Annotated in this window: 17 protein-coding genes; 14 read left to right on the forward strand and 3 right to left on the reverse strand. The window is 39.3% G+C overall.

What is annotated here, in order from left to right; all coding sequences use genetic code 11:
• Nucleotides 1-159 precede the first annotated feature (159 nt).
• The 9 genes from dnaA (at nucleotide 160) to AOR04_RS00045 (ending at nucleotide 11,415) form a co-directional block, all read left to right on the forward strand.
• Nucleotides 160-1,548 carry a chromosomal replication initiator protein DnaA gene (gene dnaA, locus AOR04_RS00005; RefSeq protein WP_096792163.1) on the forward strand — a complete coding sequence of 463 codons (1,389 nt, stop codon included), beginning with the start codon at nucleotides 160-162 and terminating at the stop codon, nucleotides 1,546-1,548.
• Nucleotides 1,549-1,561: 13 nt separating this feature from the next.
• Nucleotides 1,562-2,665 carry a DNA polymerase III subunit beta gene (dnaN, locus tag AOR04_RS00010; protein WP_096792164.1) on the forward strand — a complete coding sequence of 368 codons (1,104 nt, stop codon included), beginning with the start codon at nucleotides 1,562-1,564 and terminating at the stop codon, nucleotides 2,663-2,665.
• 15 nt (nucleotides 2,666-2,680) lie between these two features.
• Nucleotides 2,681-3,775, forward strand: a complete 1,095-nt coding sequence (gene recF, locus AOR04_RS00015; RefSeq protein ID WP_096792165.1) for a DNA replication/repair protein RecF — start codon at nucleotides 2,681-2,683, stop codon at nucleotides 3,773-3,775.
• Nucleotides 3,776-3,787: 12 nt separating this feature from the next.
• A complete protein-coding gene (gene gyrB / locus AOR04_RS00020; protein ID WP_033040338.1) occupies nucleotides 3,788-6,214 on the forward strand; it encodes a DNA topoisomerase (ATP-hydrolyzing) subunit B in 2,427 nt (808 codons plus the stop codon).
• Between the two features lie 141 nt (nucleotides 6,215-6,355).
• Complete coding sequence (glyQ, locus tag AOR04_RS00025) at nucleotides 6,356-7,258, forward strand: glycine--tRNA ligase subunit alpha (RefSeq protein WP_007377648.1); 903 nt, start codon at nucleotides 6,356-6,358, stop codon at nucleotides 7,256-7,258.
• Nucleotides 7,259-7,260: 2 nt separating this feature from the next.
• A complete protein-coding gene (gene glyS / locus AOR04_RS00030; RefSeq protein ID WP_096792166.1) occupies nucleotides 7,261-9,330 on the forward strand; it encodes a glycine--tRNA ligase subunit beta in 2,070 nt (689 codons plus the stop codon).
• A 75-nt stretch (nucleotides 9,331-9,405) separates the two neighbouring features.
• Nucleotides 9,406-9,855 (forward strand): hypothetical protein, encoded by a 450-nt coding sequence (locus AOR04_RS00035; RefSeq protein WP_096792167.1) that lies wholly within the window; start codon nucleotides 9,406-9,408, stop codon nucleotides 9,853-9,855.
• A 101-nt stretch (nucleotides 9,856-9,956) separates the two neighbouring features.
• A complete protein-coding gene (locus tag AOR04_RS00040; RefSeq protein WP_096792168.1) occupies nucleotides 9,957-10,976 on the forward strand; it encodes a hypothetical protein in 1,020 nt (339 codons plus the stop codon).
• Complete coding sequence (locus tag AOR04_RS00045) at nucleotides 10,966-11,415, forward strand: hypothetical protein (RefSeq protein WP_157770525.1); 450 nt, start codon at nucleotides 10,966-10,968, stop codon at nucleotides 11,413-11,415. The genes AOR04_RS00040 and AOR04_RS00045 overlap by 11 nt, the downstream gene beginning before the upstream one ends.
• A gap of 13 nt (nucleotides 11,416-11,428) precedes the next feature.
• Here the strand turns inward: AOR04_RS00045 and tusA are convergent, their stop codons facing one another.
• The 3 genes from tusA to fadB form a co-directional block, all read right to left on the reverse strand.
• Entirely contained in the window at nucleotides 11,429-11,668 is a 240-nt protein-coding gene (gene tusA / locus AOR04_RS00050; protein WP_004335190.1) for a sulfurtransferase TusA, read from the reverse strand.
• Between the two features lie 313 nt (nucleotides 11,669-11,981).
• Nucleotides 11,982-13,151 (reverse strand): acetyl-CoA C-acyltransferase FadA, encoded by a 1,170-nt coding sequence (gene fadA, locus AOR04_RS00055; protein ID WP_024597185.1) that lies wholly within the window; start codon nucleotides 13,149-13,151, stop codon nucleotides 11,982-11,984.
• A 4-nt stretch (nucleotides 13,152-13,155) separates the two neighbouring features.
• A complete protein-coding gene (gene fadB, locus AOR04_RS00060; RefSeq protein ID WP_096792170.1) occupies nucleotides 13,156-15,315 on the reverse strand; it encodes a fatty acid oxidation complex subunit alpha FadB in 2,160 nt (719 codons plus the stop codon).
• A gap of 193 nt (nucleotides 15,316-15,508) precedes the next feature.
• Here fadB and AOR04_RS00065 point away from each other — a divergent pair, with 193 nt between their 5' ends.
• From AOR04_RS00065 to AOR04_RS00085, 5 genes are all read left to right on the forward strand, one after another.
• Nucleotides 15,509-17,395 carry a transglycosylase SLT domain-containing protein gene (locus AOR04_RS00065; protein ID WP_033031136.1) on the forward strand — a complete coding sequence of 629 codons (1,887 nt, stop codon included), beginning with the start codon at nucleotides 15,509-15,511 and terminating at the stop codon, nucleotides 17,393-17,395.
• Between the two features lie 274 nt (nucleotides 17,396-17,669).
• Nucleotides 17,670-18,992 (forward strand): Xaa-Pro dipeptidase, encoded by a 1,323-nt coding sequence (gene pepQ, locus AOR04_RS00070; protein WP_007377641.1) that lies wholly within the window; start codon nucleotides 17,670-17,672, stop codon nucleotides 18,990-18,992.
• Nucleotides 18,993-19,080: 88 nt separating this feature from the next.
• Nucleotides 19,081-19,695 (forward strand): YigZ family protein, encoded by a 615-nt coding sequence (locus tag AOR04_RS00075; RefSeq protein ID WP_007377640.1) that lies wholly within the window; start codon nucleotides 19,081-19,083, stop codon nucleotides 19,693-19,695.
• Between the two features lie 96 nt (nucleotides 19,696-19,791).
• Nucleotides 19,792-21,243, forward strand: a complete 1,452-nt coding sequence (locus AOR04_RS00080; protein ID WP_007377639.1) for a TrkH family potassium uptake protein — start codon at nucleotides 19,792-19,794, stop codon at nucleotides 21,241-21,243.
• 43 nt (nucleotides 21,244-21,286) lie between these two features.
• Nucleotides 21,287-21,940 (forward strand): flagellar brake domain-containing protein, encoded by a 654-nt coding sequence (locus AOR04_RS00085; protein WP_033031142.1) that lies wholly within the window; start codon nucleotides 21,287-21,289, stop codon nucleotides 21,938-21,940.
• Nucleotides 21,941-22,103: the final 163 nt, after the last annotated feature.

A 22,103-nucleotide genomic window follows, 5' to 3' on the forward strand; every position in this document is an offset into this window, starting at 1 on the left:
TCAACAATTTTATAAAAATCAATCTTTTACTTGTGGATAAAGTGTCTTCATAATACGCGGCCTTGGGCCACTTATTTGGCTATTTTGACGCAATAAATGCATGATTTTTAATCATTAATGATGTGCGGGAATAAAAATTATATCTCTGGGAGTTTAACTGTGTATCTGTCGGTTTGGCAAAGTTGTTTATATGTATTGCAAGATGAATTGCCTTCGCAGCAGTTCAGTATGTGGGTAAGACCACTTCAAGCAGAAAGTACCGAAGATACCTTGACGATTTATGCACCTAATCGCTTTGTGCTTGATTGGGTGAGAGAAAAGTACCTCAATAGAATTAACGAACTATTAGTAGAAATTTGTGGTGTTGAAGCACCAGAGCTGCGTTTTGATGTAGGAAGTAAACCTTTATTAAACGCTCAAGCTGCACCGGTTGCAGAAACACAATCTGCGCCAAGCGCACACGCTTCAACAAAACAGCAACCTCGTGAGCAAAAGCCGATGGTTGAGCCTGCACCTAAATCAGGTTACAAATCTAATATTAAAGAGAACTATACCTTTGATAGCTTTGTTGAAGGTAAATCAAACCAATTAGCAAAAGCTGCGGCCACACAGGTTGCCGACAATCCTGGTTCTGCTTTTAACCCTGTATTTATATACGGTGGTACTGGTTTAGGTAAAACTCACTTATTACATGCAGTAGGCAATGGCATTATGGCAAATAAGCCAGACGCTAAAATTGTTTATATGCATTCAGAACGCTTTGTTCAAGACATGGTAAAAGCACTACAAAATAACGCAATTGAAGAGTTCAAACGTTATTATCGCAGTGTTGATGCATTAATGATTGATGACATTCAATTTTTTGCTAACAAAGAGCGCTCCCAAGAAGAGTTCTTCCATACCTTTAATGCATTGCTTGAAGGTAACCAACAAATTATTTTAACCTCTGACCGTTATCCTAAAGAGATTGAAGGCGTTGAAGACCGCCTTAAATCACGTTTTGGTTGGGGTTTAACTATCGCGATTGAGCCACCAGAGCTTGAAACACGCGTTGCTATTTTGATGAAAAAAGCACAGCAAAGTAAAATTAATTTACCACACGAAGTTGCTTTTTTTATTGCTAAAAAGTTACGCTCAAATGTGCGTGAATTAGAAGGTGCACTTAACCGTGTAATCGCCAATGCTAACTTTACCGGTCGTCCAATTTCGATCGATTTTGTAAAAGAAGCACTGCGCGATTTACTTGCTTTGCAAGACAAACTGGTTACGATTGATAATATTCAGCGCACCGTAGCAGAGTACTATCGAATTCGTGTATCAGATCTGTTGTCTAAGCGCCGCAGTCGCTCTATAGCAAGGCCTCGCCAAGTTGCTATGGCATTATCTAAAGAATTAACTAATCACAGCTTACCTGAGATTGGTGACGCATTTGGTGGACGCGATCATACGACCGTATTGCACGCATGTCGTAAGATAAAATCACTACGTGACGAAAGCCACGAAATTAAAGAAGATTATCAAAACTTAATAAGAACATTGTCATCTTAGGGCTGACTTTATTATGCAAATAACAATATCAAGACAACAATTTTTAAAGCCATTGGTGCAAGTGTCAGGTGCAATAGAGCGCAAACACACACTACCAATTTTATCTAACGTTTTGTTAGTGGTAGAAAACGGACAACTTTCAATGACAGGTACAGACCTTGAAATTGAATTAGTTTCTGGCGTATTTGTAGGTGACGATATTGCCGATACAAAACTAACGTTACCCGCTAAAAAGTTACTCGATATTTGTAAAAGTCTACCAGACGGTTCAGACATTACTTTAAGCTTGCAAGAGCATCAATTACTTTTAACCAGTGGTAAAAGCCGTTTTTCATTAACGACATTATCTGCTGATGATTTTCCTAATCTAGAAGAGTGGGACGGAGAGGTTGAATTTCAACTAACTCGTTTAGAGCTTCGTAAGTTACTCGAAAGCACGCATTTCTCGATGGCGAATCAAGACGTACGTTATTATTTAAATGGTATGTCGTTTGAAGTAGATAATACTGATATAAAAACAGTCGCAACAGATGGCCACCGTTTAGCGATTGCGCAAAAACAGTTATCGCAATCGCTTAATACTCAGCGTCAATTAATTATACCTCGTAAAGGCGTGCAAGAAATAATGCGCCTTATGGTCGCTGATGACGAGTTAGTAACAATTCAATTTGGCGCTAATCATATCCGTATTATCGATTTAGAGTTTACATTTACAAGTAAGCTAGTTGATGGACGTTTTCCAGATTACCGTCGTGTATTACCGCGTGGTGGCGACAAAGTTATTACAGCTAACCGTGAATGGCTACGTAATGCATTTCAACGTGTGTCTATTTTATCTAATGAAAAGTTTCGTGGTGTACGCTTAAACTTATCAAACGGTTTATTAAAAATTACGGCTAATAATCCAGAGCAAGAACAAGCGGAAGAGGTTGTTGAAGTAAGTTACCAAGGCGCGGATCTAGAAATAGGCTTTAACGTGTCTTACGTATTAGATGTACTAAACACATTAAAAACAGAAGACGTACTATTTACATTAGCCGACTCAAACAGCAGTGCATTAATTGAAGGTGCAGGCGATGAAGAAGCAATGTACGTTGTTATGCCTATGCGTTTATAAGACTATAAATACACAATGAGCTTAAGTCATTTGAGCCTCAAATATTTTCGTAATATTGAGGCGCTGACGCTAGAACCAGTTAACGGCGTTAATATAATATATGGTGAAAATGGCAGCGGAAAAACCAGCCTTTTAGAGGCTATTTATTACCTTTCTCACGGCAAATCTTTTCGTACTCCAAAACACAAAAGTATTATCGCGCATCAGCAAGAGCAGTTTGTAATTCACGGGCGCAAAACAATACACGACTTATCTATTCCAATTGGTATTAGTAAAACCAAAACGGGTGAAACTAATTTAAAAATTCAAGGTAAGGCGAGCCGTAAAATATCAGAACTTGCTCAACTTATGCCGGTACAAATTATTACACCAGAGAGCTATTCTTTATTTTTTGGCGGGCCAAAAGAGCGCAGAAAGTTTTTAGATTTAGGTTTGTTCCACGTGGAACATGAGTTCTTTTTTTTGTGGCAATCGTTTAATAAAGTACTTAAACAGCGTAATGCGTTGTTAAAAACTAAGCCAAAGAATTATTTTGACCAAATTAAGTTTTGGGACAAAGAATTTGTTAGACTGGCTGAAGAAATAAATAAATTAAGATTGGCGTATATAAGTAGGTTTAAGCAGCAGTTTTTTGATAAAATGTGTGCAGAATTAACGCTTGTACGCGATTTAGAAATGACCTTTAATGCAGGTTGGAAAGAGACTGAATCTCTTGCAGATGCGTTAGAGCAAAACTTTGAGCGAGATGCTCGCCAAGGGTTTACAAGTAAAGGGCCTCATAAGGCCGACTTTAGTTTTAGTGTCGCTGGCAACAGTGTGGAGAATACATTCTCACGCGGTCAATTGAAGTTATTACTATATGCGTTAAAAGTTACGCAAAATAGCTTAATTGAGTCAGAGACAGATAAGCAATCTATATTGCTAATAGATGATCTACCTTCAGAGTTAGGCGAAGATACAAAAGAGAAAGTGGGACAATTACTTGCTCACTGCAGTTCTCAAATTTTTATCTCTTCAATTTTATCTGAAAGTATTTCTGCTGTGGTGGAACCCATGCAACGAGAACTACAAATGTTCCACGTGAAACATGGCAACCTAATAACAAGATAAGTGGGATTAACCATGTCTGAGAATTATGACTCGTCGAGTATTAAAGTACTTAAAGGATTAGACGCAGTAAGAAAGCGTCCTGGAATGTATATTGGGGACACCGATGATGGCACAGGCTTACACCACATGGTGTTTGAGGTCGTTGATAACTCTATCGATGAAGCCCTAGCAGGTCATTGTGATGATATTTATGTAACTATTCACTTAGACGGTTCTGTCTCAGTACGAGATAACGGCCGTGGTATCCCAACTTCTATCCATGAAGAAGAAGGCGTATCAGCAGCCGAAGTTATTATGACGGTACTTCATGCTGGTGGTAAGTTTGATGATAACTCTTATAAAGTATCGGGTGGCTTACACGGTGTTGGTGTTTCTGTTGTAAATGCACTTTCAGAAAAACTAAAACTTACCGTTCGCCGTGAAGGTAAACTACACGAGCAGTTTTACACTATGGGCGTTCCCGATGCACCTTTAGCTGTTATTGGTGACTCAGAAACGACTGGTACAGAACTGCGTTTTTGGCCAAGTGGTGAAACATTCACAAATTTAGATTTTCATTACGAAATTTTAGCTAAGCGTTTACGCGAGCTTTCATTCCTAAATTCAGGTGTGAGCATCATTTTAAATGATGAACGTGAAGAAAATAAATCTGACCACTTTAAATACGAAGGCGGTATTCAAGCTTTCGTAGAATACTTAAACCGTAATAAAACACCTATACATAAAGGTGTATTCCATTTTACTCATGAACGTGAAGAAGATGGTATTAGCGTTGAAGTATCAATGCAGTGGAATGATGCATACCAAGAAAACATTTACTGTTTTACAAATAATATTCCACAACGTGATGGTGGTACTCATTTAGCCGGTTTTAGATCTGCGCTAACACGTACGCTTAACAACTACATGGAAAAAGAAGGCTTTAACAAAAAAGCTAAAACAACCAGTAATGCGACCGGTGATGATGCCCGCGAAGGTTTAACGGCTGTTGTTAGTGTTAAAGTTCCTGATCCTAAGTTCTCATCGCAAACAAAAGATAAGCTCGTTTCAAGCGAAGTTAAATCTGCGGTTGAGCAAGCAATGGCTGAAAAGTTCACTGAGTTTTTATTAGAAAACCCAGTAGATGCCAAAATTGTTGTTGGTAAAATCATTGATGCATCTCGTGCACGTGAAGCGGCGCGTAAAGCCCGTGAAATGACACGACGTAAAGGTGCAATGGACTTAGCTGGCTTGCCGGGTAAGCTAGCTGATTGCCAAGAAAAAGACCCAGCCCAATCTGAACTATATATAGTGGAAGGGGACTCTGCTGGCGGATCAGCCAAGCAGGGACGTAACCGTAAAAACCAAGCTATTCTTCCGCTTAAGGGTAAAATCTTAAACGTAGAAAAAGCACGTTTTGACAAGATGTTATCTTCGCAAGAAGTAGCAACGCTAATTACTGCATTAGGTTGTGGTATTGGACGTGACGAATATAACCCTGAAAAATTACGTTACCATCGTATCATTATCATGACCGATGCGGACGTGGATGGTTCTCACATTCGTACGTTACTACTAACATTCTTCTATCGTCAAATGCCTGAAATTGTAGAACGCGGCTATATTTATATTGCTCAGCCACCACTTTACAAAGTGAAAAAGGGTAAGCAAGAGCGTTATATTAAAGATGATCCAGCATTAGTTGAATACTTAACATCGCTTGCGCTTAATAATGCGGCTTTATATACAAGTGCAGATGCGTCGGCGCTTGAAGGTGAAGCACTAGAGACAATAGTTCATGATTACCAAAACACAGTTAAAGTAATCGAACGCTTAAAACGTAAATACCCAAGTACGGTAATGGAGCGTTTAATTTATCAAAGCGAACTGAAAAAAGAAGACCTTTCAGATGAAGCTAAAGTAATTGAGTGGACTAAAGAGCTAGTAGACGACCTAATAGCACGAGATGAAGATGCGACTATTTTTAATGCTGCAACAGAGCATGATACAGAGCGTAATTTATATTATCCGGTTGTGAATATTCGTCAGCATGGTGTTGATAAATCGCATGTGTTGAGCTATGACTTTATTACCTCACGCGATTACCAACGTATTGCTGTGACTGGTGTTAACATCGCAAATATCATTACAGAAGGCGCTTATATTCAACGTGGAGAGAAAACACTTCCTGTTGATAACTTTGTGGATGCTTTAGAATGGTTGATAGCAGAATCTAAACGTGGTCTATATATTCAGCGTTATAAAGGATTGGGCGAAATGAACCCAAGCCAGCTTTGGGAAACCACAATGGATCCTAGTGCTCGTCGTATGTTACAAGTGACGATCGAAGATGCCGTAGGCGCGGATCAATTATTTGCTACCTTAATGGGTGACCAAGTAGAGCCTCGTCGTGAGTTTATTGAAACTAACGCATTGCGCGTAGTTAACTTAGACGTATAAAAAGAATATTTACACCAAAAAAGGAGCCTGATGGCTCCTTTTTTATTTTCTTCAATTACACAAACTGCTTAAAACCTGAGTGTACACACGGTATACTAAAGGTAATTTTCACGCTACTTCTTAGATAGTAAAAAGCCAAATATGCAAAAATATGACGTAAAAACCTTTCAAGGTTTGATCCTGGCTTTACAGGATTATTGGGCGCAGCAAGGCTGTGTCATTATTCAACCACTTGATATGGAAGTGGGCGCCGGGACATTTCACCCGCAAACATTTTTAAAGTCTATTGGTCCAGAACCAATGTCGAGTGCTTACGTTCAACCGTGTCGTCGTCCTACGGATGGCCGCTACGGTGAAAACCCAAATCGCTTGCAACACTATTACCAATTTCAGGTGGTTTTAAAGCCATCACCAGATAACATCCAAGAGCTTTACTTAGGCTCGTTAGCGGCTATGGGTATCGATACGCTAACTCACGAAGTTCGCTTTGTAGAAGATAACTGGGAATCACCTACGTTAGGTGCGTGGGGCCTAGGTTGGGAAATTTGGTTAAACGGCATGGAAGTAACGCAGTTTACCTACTTTCAACAAGTTGGTGGTATTGAGTGTTCACCTGTAACGGGTGAGATCACTTACGGCCTAGAGCGTTTGGCAATGTACATTCAAGGCGTAGATAGTATTTACGACTTAGTATGGGCAGACGGTCCACTAGGGCGCGTAACCTACGGCGACGTGTTCCATCAAAATGAAGTAGAGCAGTCTACTTACAATTTTGAACACGCAAACGTAGAAGACTTATTTGCTCAGTTTGATAAATGTGAAGCAGAGAGCCAAAAGTTAATTGAAGCAAACTTACCACTACCTGCTTACGAGCAAGTAATGAAAGCATCGCATGCATTTAACTTACTAGACGCACGCCACGCAATTTCGGTAACCGAACGCCAACGTTATATTTTACGCGTTCGTGCGTTATCAAAAGCGTGTGCACAAAGTTACTATGACAAACGCGAAGCGCTTGGTTTCCCGCTGTGTAAGGATAAGTAAGTATGTCAGCACAAAATTTATTAGTAGAAATTGGCACAGAAGAGTTGCCACCAAAAGCACTGCGTAAATTAGCAGAAGCCTTTGCTGCAAACTTAACTGCAGAGCTAGAAACACTAGAATTAGCACACCAAGGCGTAAGCTGGTATGCATCGCCTCGTCGTTTAGGTTTACAAGTAAAAGCGCTTGAAGCTAAGCAACAAGACAAAGAAGTTGAAAAGCGTGGTCCAGCAACTAAAGCCGCATTTGACGGTGACGGTAACCCAACAAAAGCAGCAATGGGTTGGGCACGTGGTTGTGGTATTGAAGTAAAAGATGCACAAACACTCGAAACTGACAAAGGCGCTTGGTTATTGCACATTGCTAAAGTAGCAGGGCAAGAAACTAAAACGCTAATGACAGGTGCAATTACTAAAGCATTGGCTAAACTACCGATTCCTAAACCAATGCGTTGGGGCGCGAATAAAACACAATTTATTCGACCAGTGCACACAGTAACTATTTTGTTTGGTGATGAGCTACTTGAAGGCGAAATTCTTGGTAAGAAAATAACTAACCAGCTTCAGGGTCATCGCTTTCACCACCCAGAAAAAATTAGCATAAACCATGCGGACGACGTTTTTGACGTACTTAAATCTGCTTACGTTATTGCTGATTACGAACAACGTAAAGCGCAAATTCGTGCACAAATAGAAGAGGCTGCAAGCGCAGTTAACGCTGTTGTTGCAATGGATGAAGATTTACTAGAAGAAGTAACATCACTTGTAGAGTGGCCAGTGACTTTAACGGCAACATTTGAAGAAGCATTTTTAGATGTACCGGCCGAAGCGTTAATTTACACCATGAAAGACGATCAAAAATACTTCCCGTTATTAGATCAAAACGGCAAACTTTTAAATAAGTTTTTGTTTGTATCTAACATCGAAAGTAAAGATCCAAGTGTGGTTATTTCTGGTAACGAAAAAGTAGTGCGCCCGCGTTTAGCCGATGCACAGTTCTTCTTTGAAACAGATAAAAAGAAAACCCTAGAAAGCCGATTAGAATCGCTTGATAGCGTATTGTTCCAAAAGCAACTTGGTACGCTTAAAGATAAGTCTGAGCGTATTAGTGAACTTGCGGGTTACATTGCTGAGCAATTAGGTGCTGATAAAGTGTTAGCGCAGCGTGCAGGCTTATTAAGTAAAACAGATCTAATGACTGAAATGGTAATGGAATTTACCGACGTACAAGGTGTAATGGGAATGCATTACGCTCGCCACGATGGTGAAGCCGAAGATGTAGCCGTAGCGCAAAACGAGCAGTACATGCCACGATTTGCAGGGGATAACTTACCTACAAACTTAATTAGCTGTGCAGTAGCGATTGCTGATAAGTTTGACACGCTGGTGGGTATTTTTGGTATAGGCCAAGCACCTAAAGGTGACAAAGACCCATTTGCTCTTCGTCGTGCTGCTATTGGTGCACTGCGCATCATGGTAGAAAAAGAACTACCACTTGATATTTTAGACCTAGTCGCTAAATCGCAAACATTGTTTGGCGACAAGTTAACTAACTTAAATGTATCAACTGACGTATTTGAATTTATGCTAGGGCGCTTCCGTGCTTGGTATCAAGACGAAGGTATTGAAGTAGACGTAATTCAAGCAGTGCTTGCACGTCGTCCGACTAAACCTGTTGATTTTGATCGCCGTGTTAAAGCCGTAAGCCACTTCCGTACATTAGACGCAGCAGAAGCGCTTGCAGCGGCTAATAAGCGTGTAGGTAATATTCTGGCTAAAAACGACATTACCAGCCAAGGTAGTGTTGATGAGAGCTTATTAAGCGACGACGCCGAAAAAGTATTGGCATCACAAGTAGCAAAATTTACCACTGACCTTGCACCACTTTATGCAGATGGAAACTACCAAGAGGCATTAAGCCAATTGGCGGGTATTCGTGAAAGTGTTGATAACTTTTTTGACAACGTAATGGTTATGGCCGACGATGAAGCTGTTAAGCAAAATCGTCTTGCGCTTTTAAGCCAGTTAAGCGGATTGTTTTTAGGTATTGCAGATATTTCTGTTTTACAAAAATAACACCGATTAGCAATTTAAAAAGCCAGCGTTTTGCTGGCTTTTTAGTTTTCACTGTATGCAAAGGAAACCCCATTGATGATTTCTATGAAACGAATTTTAACCTTAGCAATTGCTGGTTTACTTACTGCCTGTACAAGCCAAATTTCGATTAACGATGTATTGCCACAGCAAGAGCTAGATAAAACAATTTATCTAAGAGGCGACTTTACGCTTTGGGACGCTGAACCTCAGTATCAGTTTTCGCCAGTTGGTCCAGCGCTTTATCAAGCACAAGTTAAATTTTCTAGCCCTGGTAAAGTGTACGAATTTAAAATAGCCGATGCCGATTTTAGTGAAGGCTACAACTGTGGTTACAGCGACTCACAACCAGCAGGGCAAAGCCTAACACTCGGCCAGCCAGCTATCGCAGACTGTAATACTATTTATAACTACTTTAGTTTCACACCAGCAATAAAAGGCACGTACATAGTAAGTATTGATTACAGCGACTACGACAGCCCACAAGTTACAATAACGAAGAAGTAATTAAAAATAGATTAAAAAATATAGTTTGTCGAGATCACTTATATAGATATAGTATGAATGTTCTAGTCAATCTTTATTTTAAGCATTTAGGGATATATGCAATGGCAACTAGTGTTAATCGTTTAGGTTTTGAGTTCAAACTATCTAACAATATTGATTTATTAGATTTTTATCAGCATCTAATATCTAGAAATGAAGGGAACTTTGAGTATGCAGGGACTACATATATTCTTTATGTTTCTTTTTTAAATGATTACTTAGTCGGTCAGATTCTAAAATATAAAGATGACGAGCATTTTTTAGAATCTAAGAAAGATACTGTGGGCAATTTAATTGTTACTAAAAGAAAAACTACAGAGGGTTATAATGGTACAGAAGCTGCCTCATTTATTATTAATCCAAAAACGGGTAGAGGACTTTTAGATACATATATAAACTCTGTTACACCAATGGTGTTTGGAGTTATATTAAAGCGTATTCATTACGAGGTTAGGAATCAATTTCTTAAAATTAAAAAAGAGCAATTGATAGAAATTGATAACGTATTAAGTAAGAAAGAAGCTTTATCAAAAGCTCGATCGTACTTTTCAGGTGAGTTCGATTTTAAATTATTAACAACAGATAATGACTTAGATGAAATATCAAGTACTATAAAATATCTAAAGAAGATAGTTGTAGAGTTTGAGCCTGCAAAAGTAGAAGGTAGTATTTTTGAACCATTATTAGGTATTTCTAAAAAAGGGAAAATTGAAGTTAGTGTTGCTGAAAATACCACTTTAGAAAGTATCAAATCTAGTGTTAATTCAATGTTTCAATGTATCAGCGGTGAAGACTCTAAATTAAAATTTTTTGGTCAAATGCATTCTGGTGAAGATATTCAAAGAGAGTTAGGAGATAATCTAGAGTACTTTGGAAAGCAAACATACGATCAGTATGTAAAATCATTACCAGAAAGGTTATGGAAAAATTACATCTATTCTGAATCAACTTCTTCGTTAATAGGCGCGATGAATAAATATGTATATTTGATGGGGGAAGTTGAGAGCGTTAGTATATGGTCAAATAGTAAATTATCAAATGTAGAATTATTAGATTTTGAAAAGGCTGCGAATGATGTGTGATCAACTTGTTGCTGATATTATTAACTACTACGCTAGTGTTAAAGGCTACTTATTTGTTACAAGTATAACTGTTGGTGCTTTTTTGTTCACTATGAAAACCTTTATTATTCAAACTATGAAAAAGGAAGTTTATGATACAAGTGCATATGGTGAGAAGTATACGAGCGCAAAAATAACAAATAAAAAATTAACTAGGTACAGACAATTAAATCGTTTAAGACTATTTTTGTTTTTAGCTGTTGCTTTTACTTTAGGGAGCGGTTTAATTCAATTAGTGCTAGGCTTTTTTGTAAATATATACACTGTCTTAGTTTGCTTTTTTATAGCGTTCGTTTCTTGGGTAATGGTTTTTATTGCGTTAATTTTAGTCAATAACAATCTTAAATATATGCTTATCTATAGTGATGCTCTAGTTAAATTAAAGAAAGAAGATAAATAATGATTTAGGGCTTTTAAAGCCCTTTCTTCACCACATATCTATACGGTGCTTCTTCTGCATCTTTAGCCACCAGCGTGTGATCCATAAACGTACAAAAGCTTGGAATGTCGCGAGTTGTTGATGGGTCATCAGCAGTTATTAATAACGTTTCACCATCATTCATTTTGCGAATAGCAGCACGTACCATCATTACTGGCTCTGGGCAGCGAAGGCCTATGGCATCTAATTGGTGATCGGGATTATCAAAGCTCATAATAAATTGGCCTGTTTAATTAAAGTGATTGCTGTGTACGCGAGTGCTTAGGTATAGCAATTAGTAAGTTTGGCAGTTTAACGCAATTTTAAGTGTAATTTAACTATTTTACTTATCTTAATATGCCCATTTCATTTGAAACATTATTGCTGCAAAACACGTTATTTAATAATACGCCCGATCACATAATTACGCTGTTACATGCTTGTTTGATAAAGGGACGTTTTTATAAATGAAGCTAATAAAAAAGGCGAACTGAATAAAATCAGTTCGCCTTTTTAATCACCAAGATGGTTTTACATGTTTAAGCTAATTAGTCTTGAACACGTTCAAATACAGTGGCAATGCCTTGGCCTAAACCAATACACATAGTTGCTAAACCGTATCGTACATTTTTGTCTTCCATTAAGTGAATAAGCGATGTGCTAATACGCGAACCCGAACAACCCAGTGGGTGACCAAGTGCAATTGCGCCGCCATTTAAATTCACTTTTTCGTCAACAACATCCATTAACCCTAAATCTTTCATTACAGGTAATGATTGTGCTGCAAAGGCTTCGTTAAGTTCTACTACGCCTAGGTCATCAATTGTAATACCGGCTTGTGCAAGTGCTTTTTTACTTGCTGGTACTGGGCCGTAACCCATAATTGATGGATCGCAACCAGCGACTGCCATTGCTTTAATGCGCGCACGAATTGGCAAACCAAGTTCTTTTGCTTTTTCTTCGCTCATTACTAACATTGCAGATGCGCCGTCAGAAAGTGCTGAAGAAGTACCGGCTGTTACCGTACCTGATGCAGGATTAAATACAGGGCGAAGCTTTGATAGACCTTCTACTGTTGTTTCTGGGCGAATTACTTCGTCGTCTTCAACTAAGATAAGCGAACCATCTGCATCGTGACCTTCCATTGCTAAAATTTCGCGACGGAAACGGCCCTCAACAGTTGCAGCTTGTGCACGTTGATGTGAGCGATAAGCAAATTCATCTTGTTGCTCACGGCTAATGCCATGAAGCGTAGCAAGGTATTCTGCTGTTAAGCCCATAGAGCCAGACGCTTGTGCAATTGATGTTGCTAAGCCTGGGTGAAAGTCGTTGCCGTGAGTCATAGGTACGTGACCCATGTGCTCAACACCACCAATTAGGTAAGTGTCGCCAGCGCCTGTCATTATTGCGCGTGCTGCGTCATGCAATGCTTGCATAGAAGAGCCACATAAACGGTTAACCGTAACAGCAGGAACGCTGTGCGGAATACCGGCAAGCAATGATGCGTTACGTGCTACGTTAAAGCCTTGCTCTAATGTTTGCTGTACACAACCCCAATAAATATCGTCAATTGATGCTGGATCAACTGCTGGGTTGCGATCTAGTAAGCCTTTCATTAAATGTGCGCTTAGGTCTTCTGCACGTTTATGTTTGAATACACCACTTTTAGAGCGACCCATTGGTGTGCGGATACAATCTACAATTACTGGATTATTCATGATATTAACCTTCCACCTTATAGAAAACACGACCTTCTTCGGCCCACTTGCGAGTTTGCTCAGATACTTGGTAAATCGCACCTAGGTGAGCGTATTTGTCTGCTGCTGCAACAAAGTTAGCTAAACCAGTTTGATCTAAGTAACGGAACGCGCCGCCTCTAAATGGAGGGAAACCAACACCGTAAACTAATGCCATATCTGCTTCTTGCGGCGAGGCAACAATGCCTTCTTGCAAGCACAGTAGCACTTCGTTGATCATTGGAATCATACAACGGTCGATGATTTCTTGTTTATCAAATTCTTTTGGTGCGTCTGTAATTGGGCTTAATAGCTCAATTGCTGTCTCGTCATGAGACTTTTTAAGACGACCGCGACGATCTGTTTCGTATTTGTAAAAACCTGCTTTGTTCTTTTGACCAAAACGTTTTTCGTTAGCAAAAATAGTAACAGGGTCTTTATCAGCACGCGCCATGCGCTCAGGGAAACCGTCAGCCATTACACCAGTACAATGGAACGCTGTATCAATACCTACAACATCAAGTAGGTAAGCTGGACCCATAGGCCAGCCAAATACGTTCTCCATTACTTTATCTACTTTCGCAAAGTTAGCGCCTTCAACCACTAATTTGCTAAAACCAGCAAAGTAAGGGAATAAAACACGGTTTACAAAAAAGCCTGGGCAATCGTTAACAACAATTGGTGATTTACCTAATTTAAGCGCGTAATCAACTACTGCATTAATTGTTTTATCTGAGGTTTTTGCACCACGGATAATTTCTACTAATGGCATTTTTGGCACTGGATTGAAAAAGTGCATGCCACAGAAGTTTTCTGGCTTATCTAGCGCTTGCGCTAGTAAATCAATGCAAATAGTCGATGTGTTTGAAGTAAGTACAGTGCCTTCTGGCATGTTCTTTTCAAGATCAGCGAGTACTGCTTGCTTAACTTTAGGGTTTTCTACAACGGCTTCAACAATGATGTTGGCACTTTGTAGGTCTGACGCGTTAAGTGTTGGCTTAATTTTGCTAAGTGTTGCCAACATTTTTTCCATTGGCATGTGTCCACGCTTAACTTTTGCACCTAATAACTTAGACGCTTCACCCATACCTAAATCAAGCGCATCTTGTTGGATGTCTTTCATTATAATAGGTGTACCTTTATAAGCAGACTGGTATGCAATACCGCCACCCATAATACCAGCACCTAATACAGCGGCTTGCTTAATTTCTACATCGCTGTGCTTAGCAAATTTACGTGCTTTGCCTTTAATGTATTGGTCAGCTAGAAATATACCTGTTTGTGCAGCTGCTTCTGGTGTACGTGCTAATTTAGCAAAGTTGGCATTTTCGATTGCCATTGCTTCATCGCGAGTACAGTTTGCCGCTGCTTTAATAGTACGTACAGCCATAACCGGTGCAGGATAGTGGCCTTTGGTTTTACCCATTACCATACCTTCTGCCATAGCGAAGCTCATGCCTTGCTCAACACGGTTTAATTTAAGTGGCTGTAGTTTTACGTTGCGTTTTGCTTGCCAATCTAGCTTGCCTGCAATCGCTAACTCAAGTGTTGATATACTTGACTCTAAAAGTTTGTCAGCACTAACTACCGCGTCAAACACACCTACTTTAAGGGCATCTGCTGCGCGGTTTTCTGCGCCTGAGGTAATCCACATCATCGCGTTATCGGCGCCAATGATGCGTGGTAAGCGCACTGTGCCACCAAACCCTGGCATTATGCCAAGTTTAACTTCTGGTAGGCCCATTTTAGCTGTTTCGCTTGCTACACGATAATCGGTAGCAAGTGCCCACTCACAACCACCGCCAAGTGCCATACCGTTTATAGCGCTTAGAGTTGGGAATGGTAAATCTTCAATTGCATCAAAAACGTCGGTTGCGTTTTTGATCCACACTACTAATTCTTCTTCAGGTTTAGTAAATGTAGGTAAAAATTCGAAGATATCGGCACCAATAATAAAGTGCTCTTTATCACTGGTAAAAATCATGCCTTTGATATCAGTATTGGCGGCTAATTCTTTTAATGCTGCTGCGCAATCTGAAAGAGTTTTTTGAGATAATGTGTTTACAGAACCTGCAACACAAAACTTAAACTCGGCGATGTTTTCCTTTAGGAAGCTAACTTCAAAGGAATCGCTTTTATATAACATTATTATTCTCCCTAGTTGACGAACTAAGACTGGTACGATGAGTTTGCATTTCAATCAGTGTGCTTGCTTTAAATTAAAAATGCAACGAAAAATTTAACTCGGTTACAATCGACTGGTTAAAATATAGCTGGTTTGGTGCTAAGGTGGTTGAAAAGTTTTTATTCACTACTTTAATTTTTTATTAAAGGACATTATGAAAAAATATTTATTAAGCATTGCGGCAGCTGCATTCATTTTCCCTCTTCATTCTGCCGAGGCAAGTATTGATAACGATGCATTTTTAGATGCTGAAAAAAAAGTCCGTCATGGAAGTTATCAAGATTTTAAACAAGCGGTTAGTAACCTTAACCATCCGTTAAAGCCGTATGTTGAAAAAACGTATTGGCAACGACATCCTAATATTAAATACCAGTCAGAAATAGAAAACTATTTAACTATTTATCAGCATACGCCCCTTGAATGGCCGGTGCGTAAAGCATGGTTAGCGTATTTAAAAAAGAAAAATAAAAAAGCGGCATATATTAATAATTACCGTGAAACATCAAATACAGAGCTTACGTGCACTTATTTGGATTTTCAGCTTGATTTAGGTGCACCTGAAAAAGCAATACTAAATCAAGTAACCGATCTATGGACTGTCGGAAAGTCGCAACCGCAAGAGTGCGACGAGCTTTTTTCAGTGTGGCGTAAAAAAGGTTACATGGATAAAGAAACTGTTTGGCAGCGAATTACGCTTGCAGCCGAAGGTGGCAAGCAAAGTTTATTACCTTACTTAAAAACGTTATTACCTAAAAATGAGCGCTACTTGGCTGATTTATATCTAAAGGTGCGTCGAGACCCTAGTGCTTCTGCTGGTTTATATCGATACAAAAAAAAATCAGCTAAAGAAGGGCAAATAGCAATTTATGGTGTTAAGCGTTTGGTTTGGCGCGATAAAGCACTCGCTTTAAAAGCATGGGAAAAGATAGAAAAAATATTTAAGTACAGCGACGAAGAAAAAGCGGATGTCTATTACACCTTTGCGTTGTCACTTGCTTCAAGTGGGCATAAGCAAGCGAGTTTTTGGCTAAATAAAGTGCCAAAAGAGCGACTAGACAGCAAGCTTATCCAATGGCAATTGGGCAATATGCTCAAAACCCAAGATTGGGAGGGGATTGCTGCATTTTTTACAGGGAAAGAAAATTTAAGCCTCGGCCAGCAATATTGGTTAGCTTATAGCTATGCACAACGTGGCGAGCAGCAAAAAGCAGACGATATTTGGAAAAAAGTAGCGACTAATCGTGATTATTATGGCTTTTTAGCTGCCGCACGCTTAGGGTTGCCAGTTGATTTAAATAATGAGCCTTTAATCGTTGATAAGGAACTGGTAGATAACGTTAGTAATGCACCAGGCTTTAAACGAGCAAAAGCGCTTTATGATCTTGAGCGCTTCACGTCGGCTCGCCGTGAGTGGAATTACTTAACTGATACCTCTAGTGATGAAGAAAAGCTAGCTGCATCACAACTATCTACAGATTTGGGCTGGCACGACAGTACTATTTTTACTTTAGCAAAAATTAAAGCGTGGGATAACGTAGAGCAACGTTTTCCGTTTGCGTTTCAAGATGTATTTGAACGCTACAGTAAACGCAGCAAAATAGATGTGGCCTGGAGTATTGCTATTGCAAGGCGTGAAAGCTCTTTTGCCCCTGATGCACGTTCTCACGCTAATGCACGTGGTTTAATGCAATTATTGCCAAGTACGGCCAAATATGTAAATAAAGGCAGTGTGTCGAGTAATCGATTATATCAGCCTAAAACAAATATTAGGTTAGGTACCAGTTATCTACAGTATTTAAAAAAGAAGAACCATGGCAACGAAATACTAGCAACGGCTTCATATAATGCAGGGTATCACCGTGTTAAACGCTGGCTACCTGATGAAGCTATTCCGGCTGAATTATGGGTGGAGCTTATTCCGTATCGTGAAACCCGTGATTATGTAAAAAATGTGTTTGCGTATCGTCAGGTTTACCATACTAGAATGGGCCGAGAAGGAAATGTTCTCGCGCCATTGCTTCAAATGAAAATGGGCGGTTAGTAAATATAAGTTTAAAGTGGGGGGTATTTACATGCTAGATACCCCCTTTTTTGAGCGCTTTGCGGATAATACCAATTTTATTAAAACATGATCATTCTAGCGTATTAAATAACTCAATAACTACGTTAAAAATTATTTATATAGAACAACTATGTATCATAATTTTAGCCTTGTTATTAAGCTATTTTCTTATCGCTATAATAGATCATTAATTTAATGCAATTGGTATAAGTGGTAGACTCAGAGCAAGTTAAATTTAACAGATGGATTAACAATGGATAAATTAGCCGTTTTATACGCCGAACATATTGCAACACTGCAACAGCGTACTCGTACAATTTGTAATAGCGAAGGGTTAGAAGGATTAGTAATTCATTCAGGCCAAGCTAAGCGCCAGTTTTTAGATGATATGTATTATCCATTTAAAGTTAATCCACAGTTTAAAGCATGGTTACCGGTTATTGATAATCCTCATTGCTGGATTGTGGTAAATGGCAGCGACAAGCCAAAACTCATATTTTATCGTCCAGTAGATTTTTGGCATAAAGTGCCTGATGAGCCACGCGACTTTTGGGCTGAATACTTTGATATAGAGCTACTACTTCAGCCTGATCAAGTAGAAAAGTTATTACCATACGATAAAGCTAAATATGCTTACATGGGTGAATACATTGAAGTAGCGCAAGCACTTGGTTTTAGTATTATGAACCCTGAGCCTGTACTTAACTATTTTCATTACCACCGCGCTTATAAAACGCAGTACGAACTTGAATGTTTACGCAACGCTAACCGCATTGCAGTAGATGGGCATAAAGCTGCACGCGATACATTTTTTAATGGTGGTAGCGAGTTCGACATTCAGCAAGCGTATTTAATGGCGACACGCCAAAGCGAAAATGAAATGCCGTACGGCAACATTGTTGCGCTTAACGAAAACTGCGCTATTTTGCATTACACGCACTTTGATCCAAAAGCGCCACACACTCATAACTCATTTTTAATTGATGCCGGTGCAAACTTTAATGGTTATGCCGCTGATATTACTCGTACGTATGATTTTAAAAAGCAGGGTGAGTTTGCTGAGCTTGTACAAGCGATGACTGTTCAACAAATCGAGTTAGGTAAAGGTTTAAAGCCGGGTATGCTTTATGGTGATTTACACGTTGAATGCCATAACCGTATCGCACAAATACTCAGTGACTTTAAAATTGTTAACCTACCCGCGACAGAAATTGTTGAGCGTAAAATTACCTCTACTTTCTTCCCGCATGGACTAGGGCATCACCTTGGTTTACAAGTGCATGATATGGGCGGTTTTATGAGTGACGAAAAGGGCACACATCAACCATCGCCTGAAGGGCATCCGTTCTTGCGTTGTACTCGCCTGATTGAAAAAAACCAAGTGTTTACTATTGAGCCTGGTTTATACTTTATTGATTCACTGCTTGGTGATTTAGCACAAACCGATAATAAGCAGTTTATTAACTGGGAAAAGGTAGAGTCATTTAAACCATTTGGCGGCATTCGTATTGAAGATAACATTATTGTTCACGAAGATAGCCTAGAAAATATGACACGAGATTTAGCGCTCGATTAATTCTAGTTAACACCAATTAGTTTATACACGTTAAAATACGTACATTATTTAAAGGGGCCTTTTGGCCCCCTTTTTACAAGTTTAAAATATGTCTGAATATAAATACCCTGCTGCTGACGTTTTTCATCAAGAAGAAATTAAAAAAAGTACGTTTATAGTCCACATTGCACACACCCCCGATTTAAATTCAGCTAAAGCATTTATTAAAAGCATTGAAGAAAAGTATAGCGATGCGCGTCATAACTGTTGGGCACATGTGGCAGGCAACCCCGGTGGCAGCCATGTTTATGGTTTTTCGGACGATGGTGAACCAAATGGCACTGCAGGAAAGCCTATGTTAAATGTGCTGGTGGGTTCAGGCCTTGGCGAAATCACAGCTGTCGTCACACGTTACTTTGGCGGCATAAAATTAGGCACTGGCGGACTAGTACGTGCTTATGGTGGCTCACTAAACAATGCGTTAGTGAAGTTGCAAACAGTGCTTAAAGTTCCCAGTGTTGAAATTACAGGGAGTAGCGAGTACAGCATGCAAGGCGCGATTGAGCAGTTATTAAAAACAAAGTATCAAGTGCTTAATATTGATAAGCAATTTACTGCTAATATTGAATGGGTGATTACAATAGATAGCCGCGAAGCGCAGCAAGCAATCAAAGATATTTTTGATTTAAGTCACGGCGCAGTTGAGTTAACGATTAAAGAGTAATAACCTACACAAATTGCATGTAATGCATATTCACTCTATTTAATTTGGTTGATACTACTCAACCTGAATTTACTAATAATAAAAGCGATAAGCTAAATGCAATTTCGTACCATCATAAAAATTCTTGGCCAACTCGTTGCGCTGTTTAGTATTACCATGGTGCCCCCAGCACTGGTGTCTTTAATATATAAAGACGGTGGTGGTGTTCCTTTTGTTTTAGCATTTATCTTTAGTGTTGTTATTGGCATGATGGCTTATTACCCAAACCGTCATGAAAATGGTGACTTAAAAGCACGTGAAGGCTTTTTAATTGTTGTTTTGTTTTGGTTGGTACTTGGGGCATTTGCATCGTTACCGCTTATATTTTTACAAGAACCGAATTTATCGCTCGCTGATGCGGTATTTGAAGCATTTTCTGGCTTAACAACCACAGGCGCTACAGTGCTTACCGGTATTGAGTATTTACCCAAATCGGTGTTGTTTTATCGCCAGCAACTCCAGTGGTTTGGCGGTATGGGTATAATCGTACTCGCCGTCGCTATACTGCCTATGTTAGGCGTGGGTGGTATGCAGTTGTACCGCGCTGAAATTCCAGGCCCGGTAAAAGATTCAAAAATGACTCCACGGATTGCTGATACAGCTAAGCATCTTTGGTACATTTATGTGTCGCTTACGTTGACATGTATGCTCGCTTATTGGGCGGCAGGAATGAGCTGGTTTGATGCTATCTGCCATGCATTTTCTACAGTGGCGATAGGCGGCTTTTCTACTTATGACGCATCGATAGGTCACTTTGATAGCCCTGTCATTAACTTTATTTGTGTATTCTTTTTAATTATTGCTGCAATTAATTTTTCGCTACATTATGCCGCTGTATCGAGCCGAAACGTAAGAGTTTATTTACGTGACCCTGAATTTAAAGTTTTCCTATGCATTCAGCTTGCACTTGTAGTTATTTGTTTTACGGTGCTTTCGTCAAATGAAATATATGCTAATGGCGACGAAACCCTCGATCAGGCTTTATTCCAAGCAGTATCAATGAGTACAACGGCAGGCTTTGCTACTGATAACTTTTCAACATGGCCTTTGTTTTTACCTATTTTACTTATATTTTCGAGCTTTATTGGTGGCTGTGCAGGCTCTACCGGTGGTGGTATGAAGGTCGTTCGCGTATTTTTACTTTATTTGCAGGGCGTGCGTGAGCTTAATCGTTTGGTGCATCCTCGTGCTATATATTCAATTAAGTTGGGTCGAAAGGCGTTGCCAGATAAAGTAGTAGAAGCTGTGTGGGGCTTTTTCTCTGCTTATGCGCTGGTGTTTATTATTATTATGCTAGCGCTTATGGGCACGGGTATGGATAACATAACGGCGTTCTCTGCCACTGCTGCTTGTTTAAATAATTTGGGTCCAGGTTTGGGTGATGTAGCATCGCATTATGGCGCGATAACTGATGGCGCTAAATGGTTGCTTACTATTGCGATGGTGTTTGGCCGGTTAGAAATATTTACTTTACTTGTGTTATTTACGCCAACGTTTTGGCGTGGATAAAGCTAACTGTTTTATTTAAAAAATACATTACAAGGGAGAGAATATGCCAATAAGCAATCTTAATAATATAATTATTGGCAGCTTGGTCGACCTAGAAATTTTAACGCCTACCAGTAGTAAACGCATTAAGACTGAGATGGTGGGATTACTTGATGATAAATTTATCATTTTAAATTATCCAAGCTCAAAACGCTTACCTGCGGCAAGTGATTATTTACGTGACGGTATAACCGTTGTCGTGAGGGCTTTAATAGAAGGCAGCGGTGGGAAAGTAATTGCGTTTCGTCAGAAAATTATGTCTATTTCTTCTCATCCGGCTCGGCTTATTTTTATAAACTTTCCTGAGCAGGTTCAGTTATTTAGTTTGCGTTCGCAAACGCGTATCCCTACTTTATTACCTGCAAAGCTAAAACTAAGTGACGACAGAGTACTCGAAGGTGTTATTAAAGATATCTCATTAACGGGAGTTATGTTTGATGTTAGAAGTAATAAAGAGCTTGAAAGTATAAAAGATATGCAATGTACTATTATGCTAGATAGCAGTGCGCAAAATTTTGAAGGCGAGGTGTGTAGTGTTAAAGAGCATGATGCGGGGATCAGGTGTGGTATTAAACTATTAGCCAGTGAAGATGAAATGAATACCTTTATGAAAGAGCACTTTATTGATCCCTCCATGCTCGAATTCGAAGTCGGTTAAAAGAGATTTCGCTATTTTGCAACAAAATAGCGATTGCCTGCTTTATAGATGAAAATTATTTGGTTATTATTTTTAATAATTAAATAAATAATATAAAACAGTAACTTAAAATAATAAAAGATTACCGTAATCTAATTTCATGTAATAAACCCAACCCAAATAA

This window comes from Pseudoalteromonas sp. 1_2015MBL_MicDiv (assembly GCF_002407505.1).
In the GTDB taxonomy this organism is placed as follows: domain Bacteria; phylum Pseudomonadota; class Gammaproteobacteria; order Enterobacterales; family Alteromonadaceae; genus Pseudoalteromonas; species Pseudoalteromonas fuliginea.

Excerpts from the sequence above, each read along its gene's own strand:
- dnaN (WP_096792164.1), top strand. The coding sequence starts at position 1,562 with ATGCAAATAACAATATCAAGACAACAATTTTTAAAGCCATTGGTGCAA.
- AOR04_RS00080 (WP_007377639.1), top strand. The coding sequence starts at position 19,792 with ATGCAATTTCGTACCATCATAAAAATTCTTGGCCAACTCGTTGCGCTG.
- fadA (WP_024597185.1), bottom strand. The coding sequence starts at position 13,151 with ATGAATAATCCAGTAATTGTAGATTGTATCCGCACACCAATGGGTCGC.
- tusA (WP_004335190.1), bottom strand. The coding sequence starts at position 11,668 with ATGAGCTTTGATAATCCCGATCACCAATTAGATGCCATAGGCCTTCGC.
- AOR04_RS00035 (WP_096792167.1), top strand. The coding sequence starts at position 9,406 with ATGATTTCTATGAAACGAATTTTAACCTTAGCAATTGCTGGTTTACTT.
- recF (WP_096792165.1), top strand. The coding sequence starts at position 2,681 with ATGAGCTTAAGTCATTTGAGCCTCAAATATTTTCGTAATATTGAGGCG.
- glyS (WP_096792166.1), top strand. The coding sequence starts at position 7,261 with ATGTCAGCACAAAATTTATTAGTAGAAATTGGCACAGAAGAGTTGCCA.
- AOR04_RS00085 (WP_033031142.1), top strand. The coding sequence starts at position 21,287 with ATGCCAATAAGCAATCTTAATAATATAATTATTGGCAGCTTGGTCGAC.
- gyrB (WP_033040338.1), top strand. The coding sequence starts at position 3,788 with ATGTCTGAGAATTATGACTCGTCGAGTATTAAAGTACTTAAAGGATTA.
- AOR04_RS00040 (WP_096792168.1), top strand. The coding sequence starts at position 9,957 with ATGGCAACTAGTGTTAATCGTTTAGGTTTTGAGTTCAAACTATCTAAC.
- fadB (WP_096792170.1), bottom strand. The coding sequence starts at position 15,315 with ATGTTATATAAAAGCGATTCCTTTGAAGTTAGCTTCCTAAAGGAAAAC.
- AOR04_RS00045 (WP_157770525.1), top strand. The coding sequence starts at position 10,966 with ATGATGTGTGATCAACTTGTTGCTGATATTATTAACTACTACGCTAGT.
- AOR04_RS00075 (WP_007377640.1), top strand. The coding sequence starts at position 19,081 with ATGTCTGAATATAAATACCCTGCTGCTGACGTTTTTCATCAAGAAGAA.
- AOR04_RS00065 (WP_033031136.1), top strand. The coding sequence starts at position 15,509 with ATGAAAAAATATTTATTAAGCATTGCGGCAGCTGCATTCATTTTCCCT.
- glyQ (WP_007377648.1), top strand. The coding sequence starts at position 6,356 with ATGCAAAAATATGACGTAAAAACCTTTCAAGGTTTGATCCTGGCTTTA.
- pepQ (WP_007377641.1), top strand. The coding sequence starts at position 17,670 with ATGGATAAATTAGCCGTTTTATACGCCGAACATATTGCAACACTGCAA.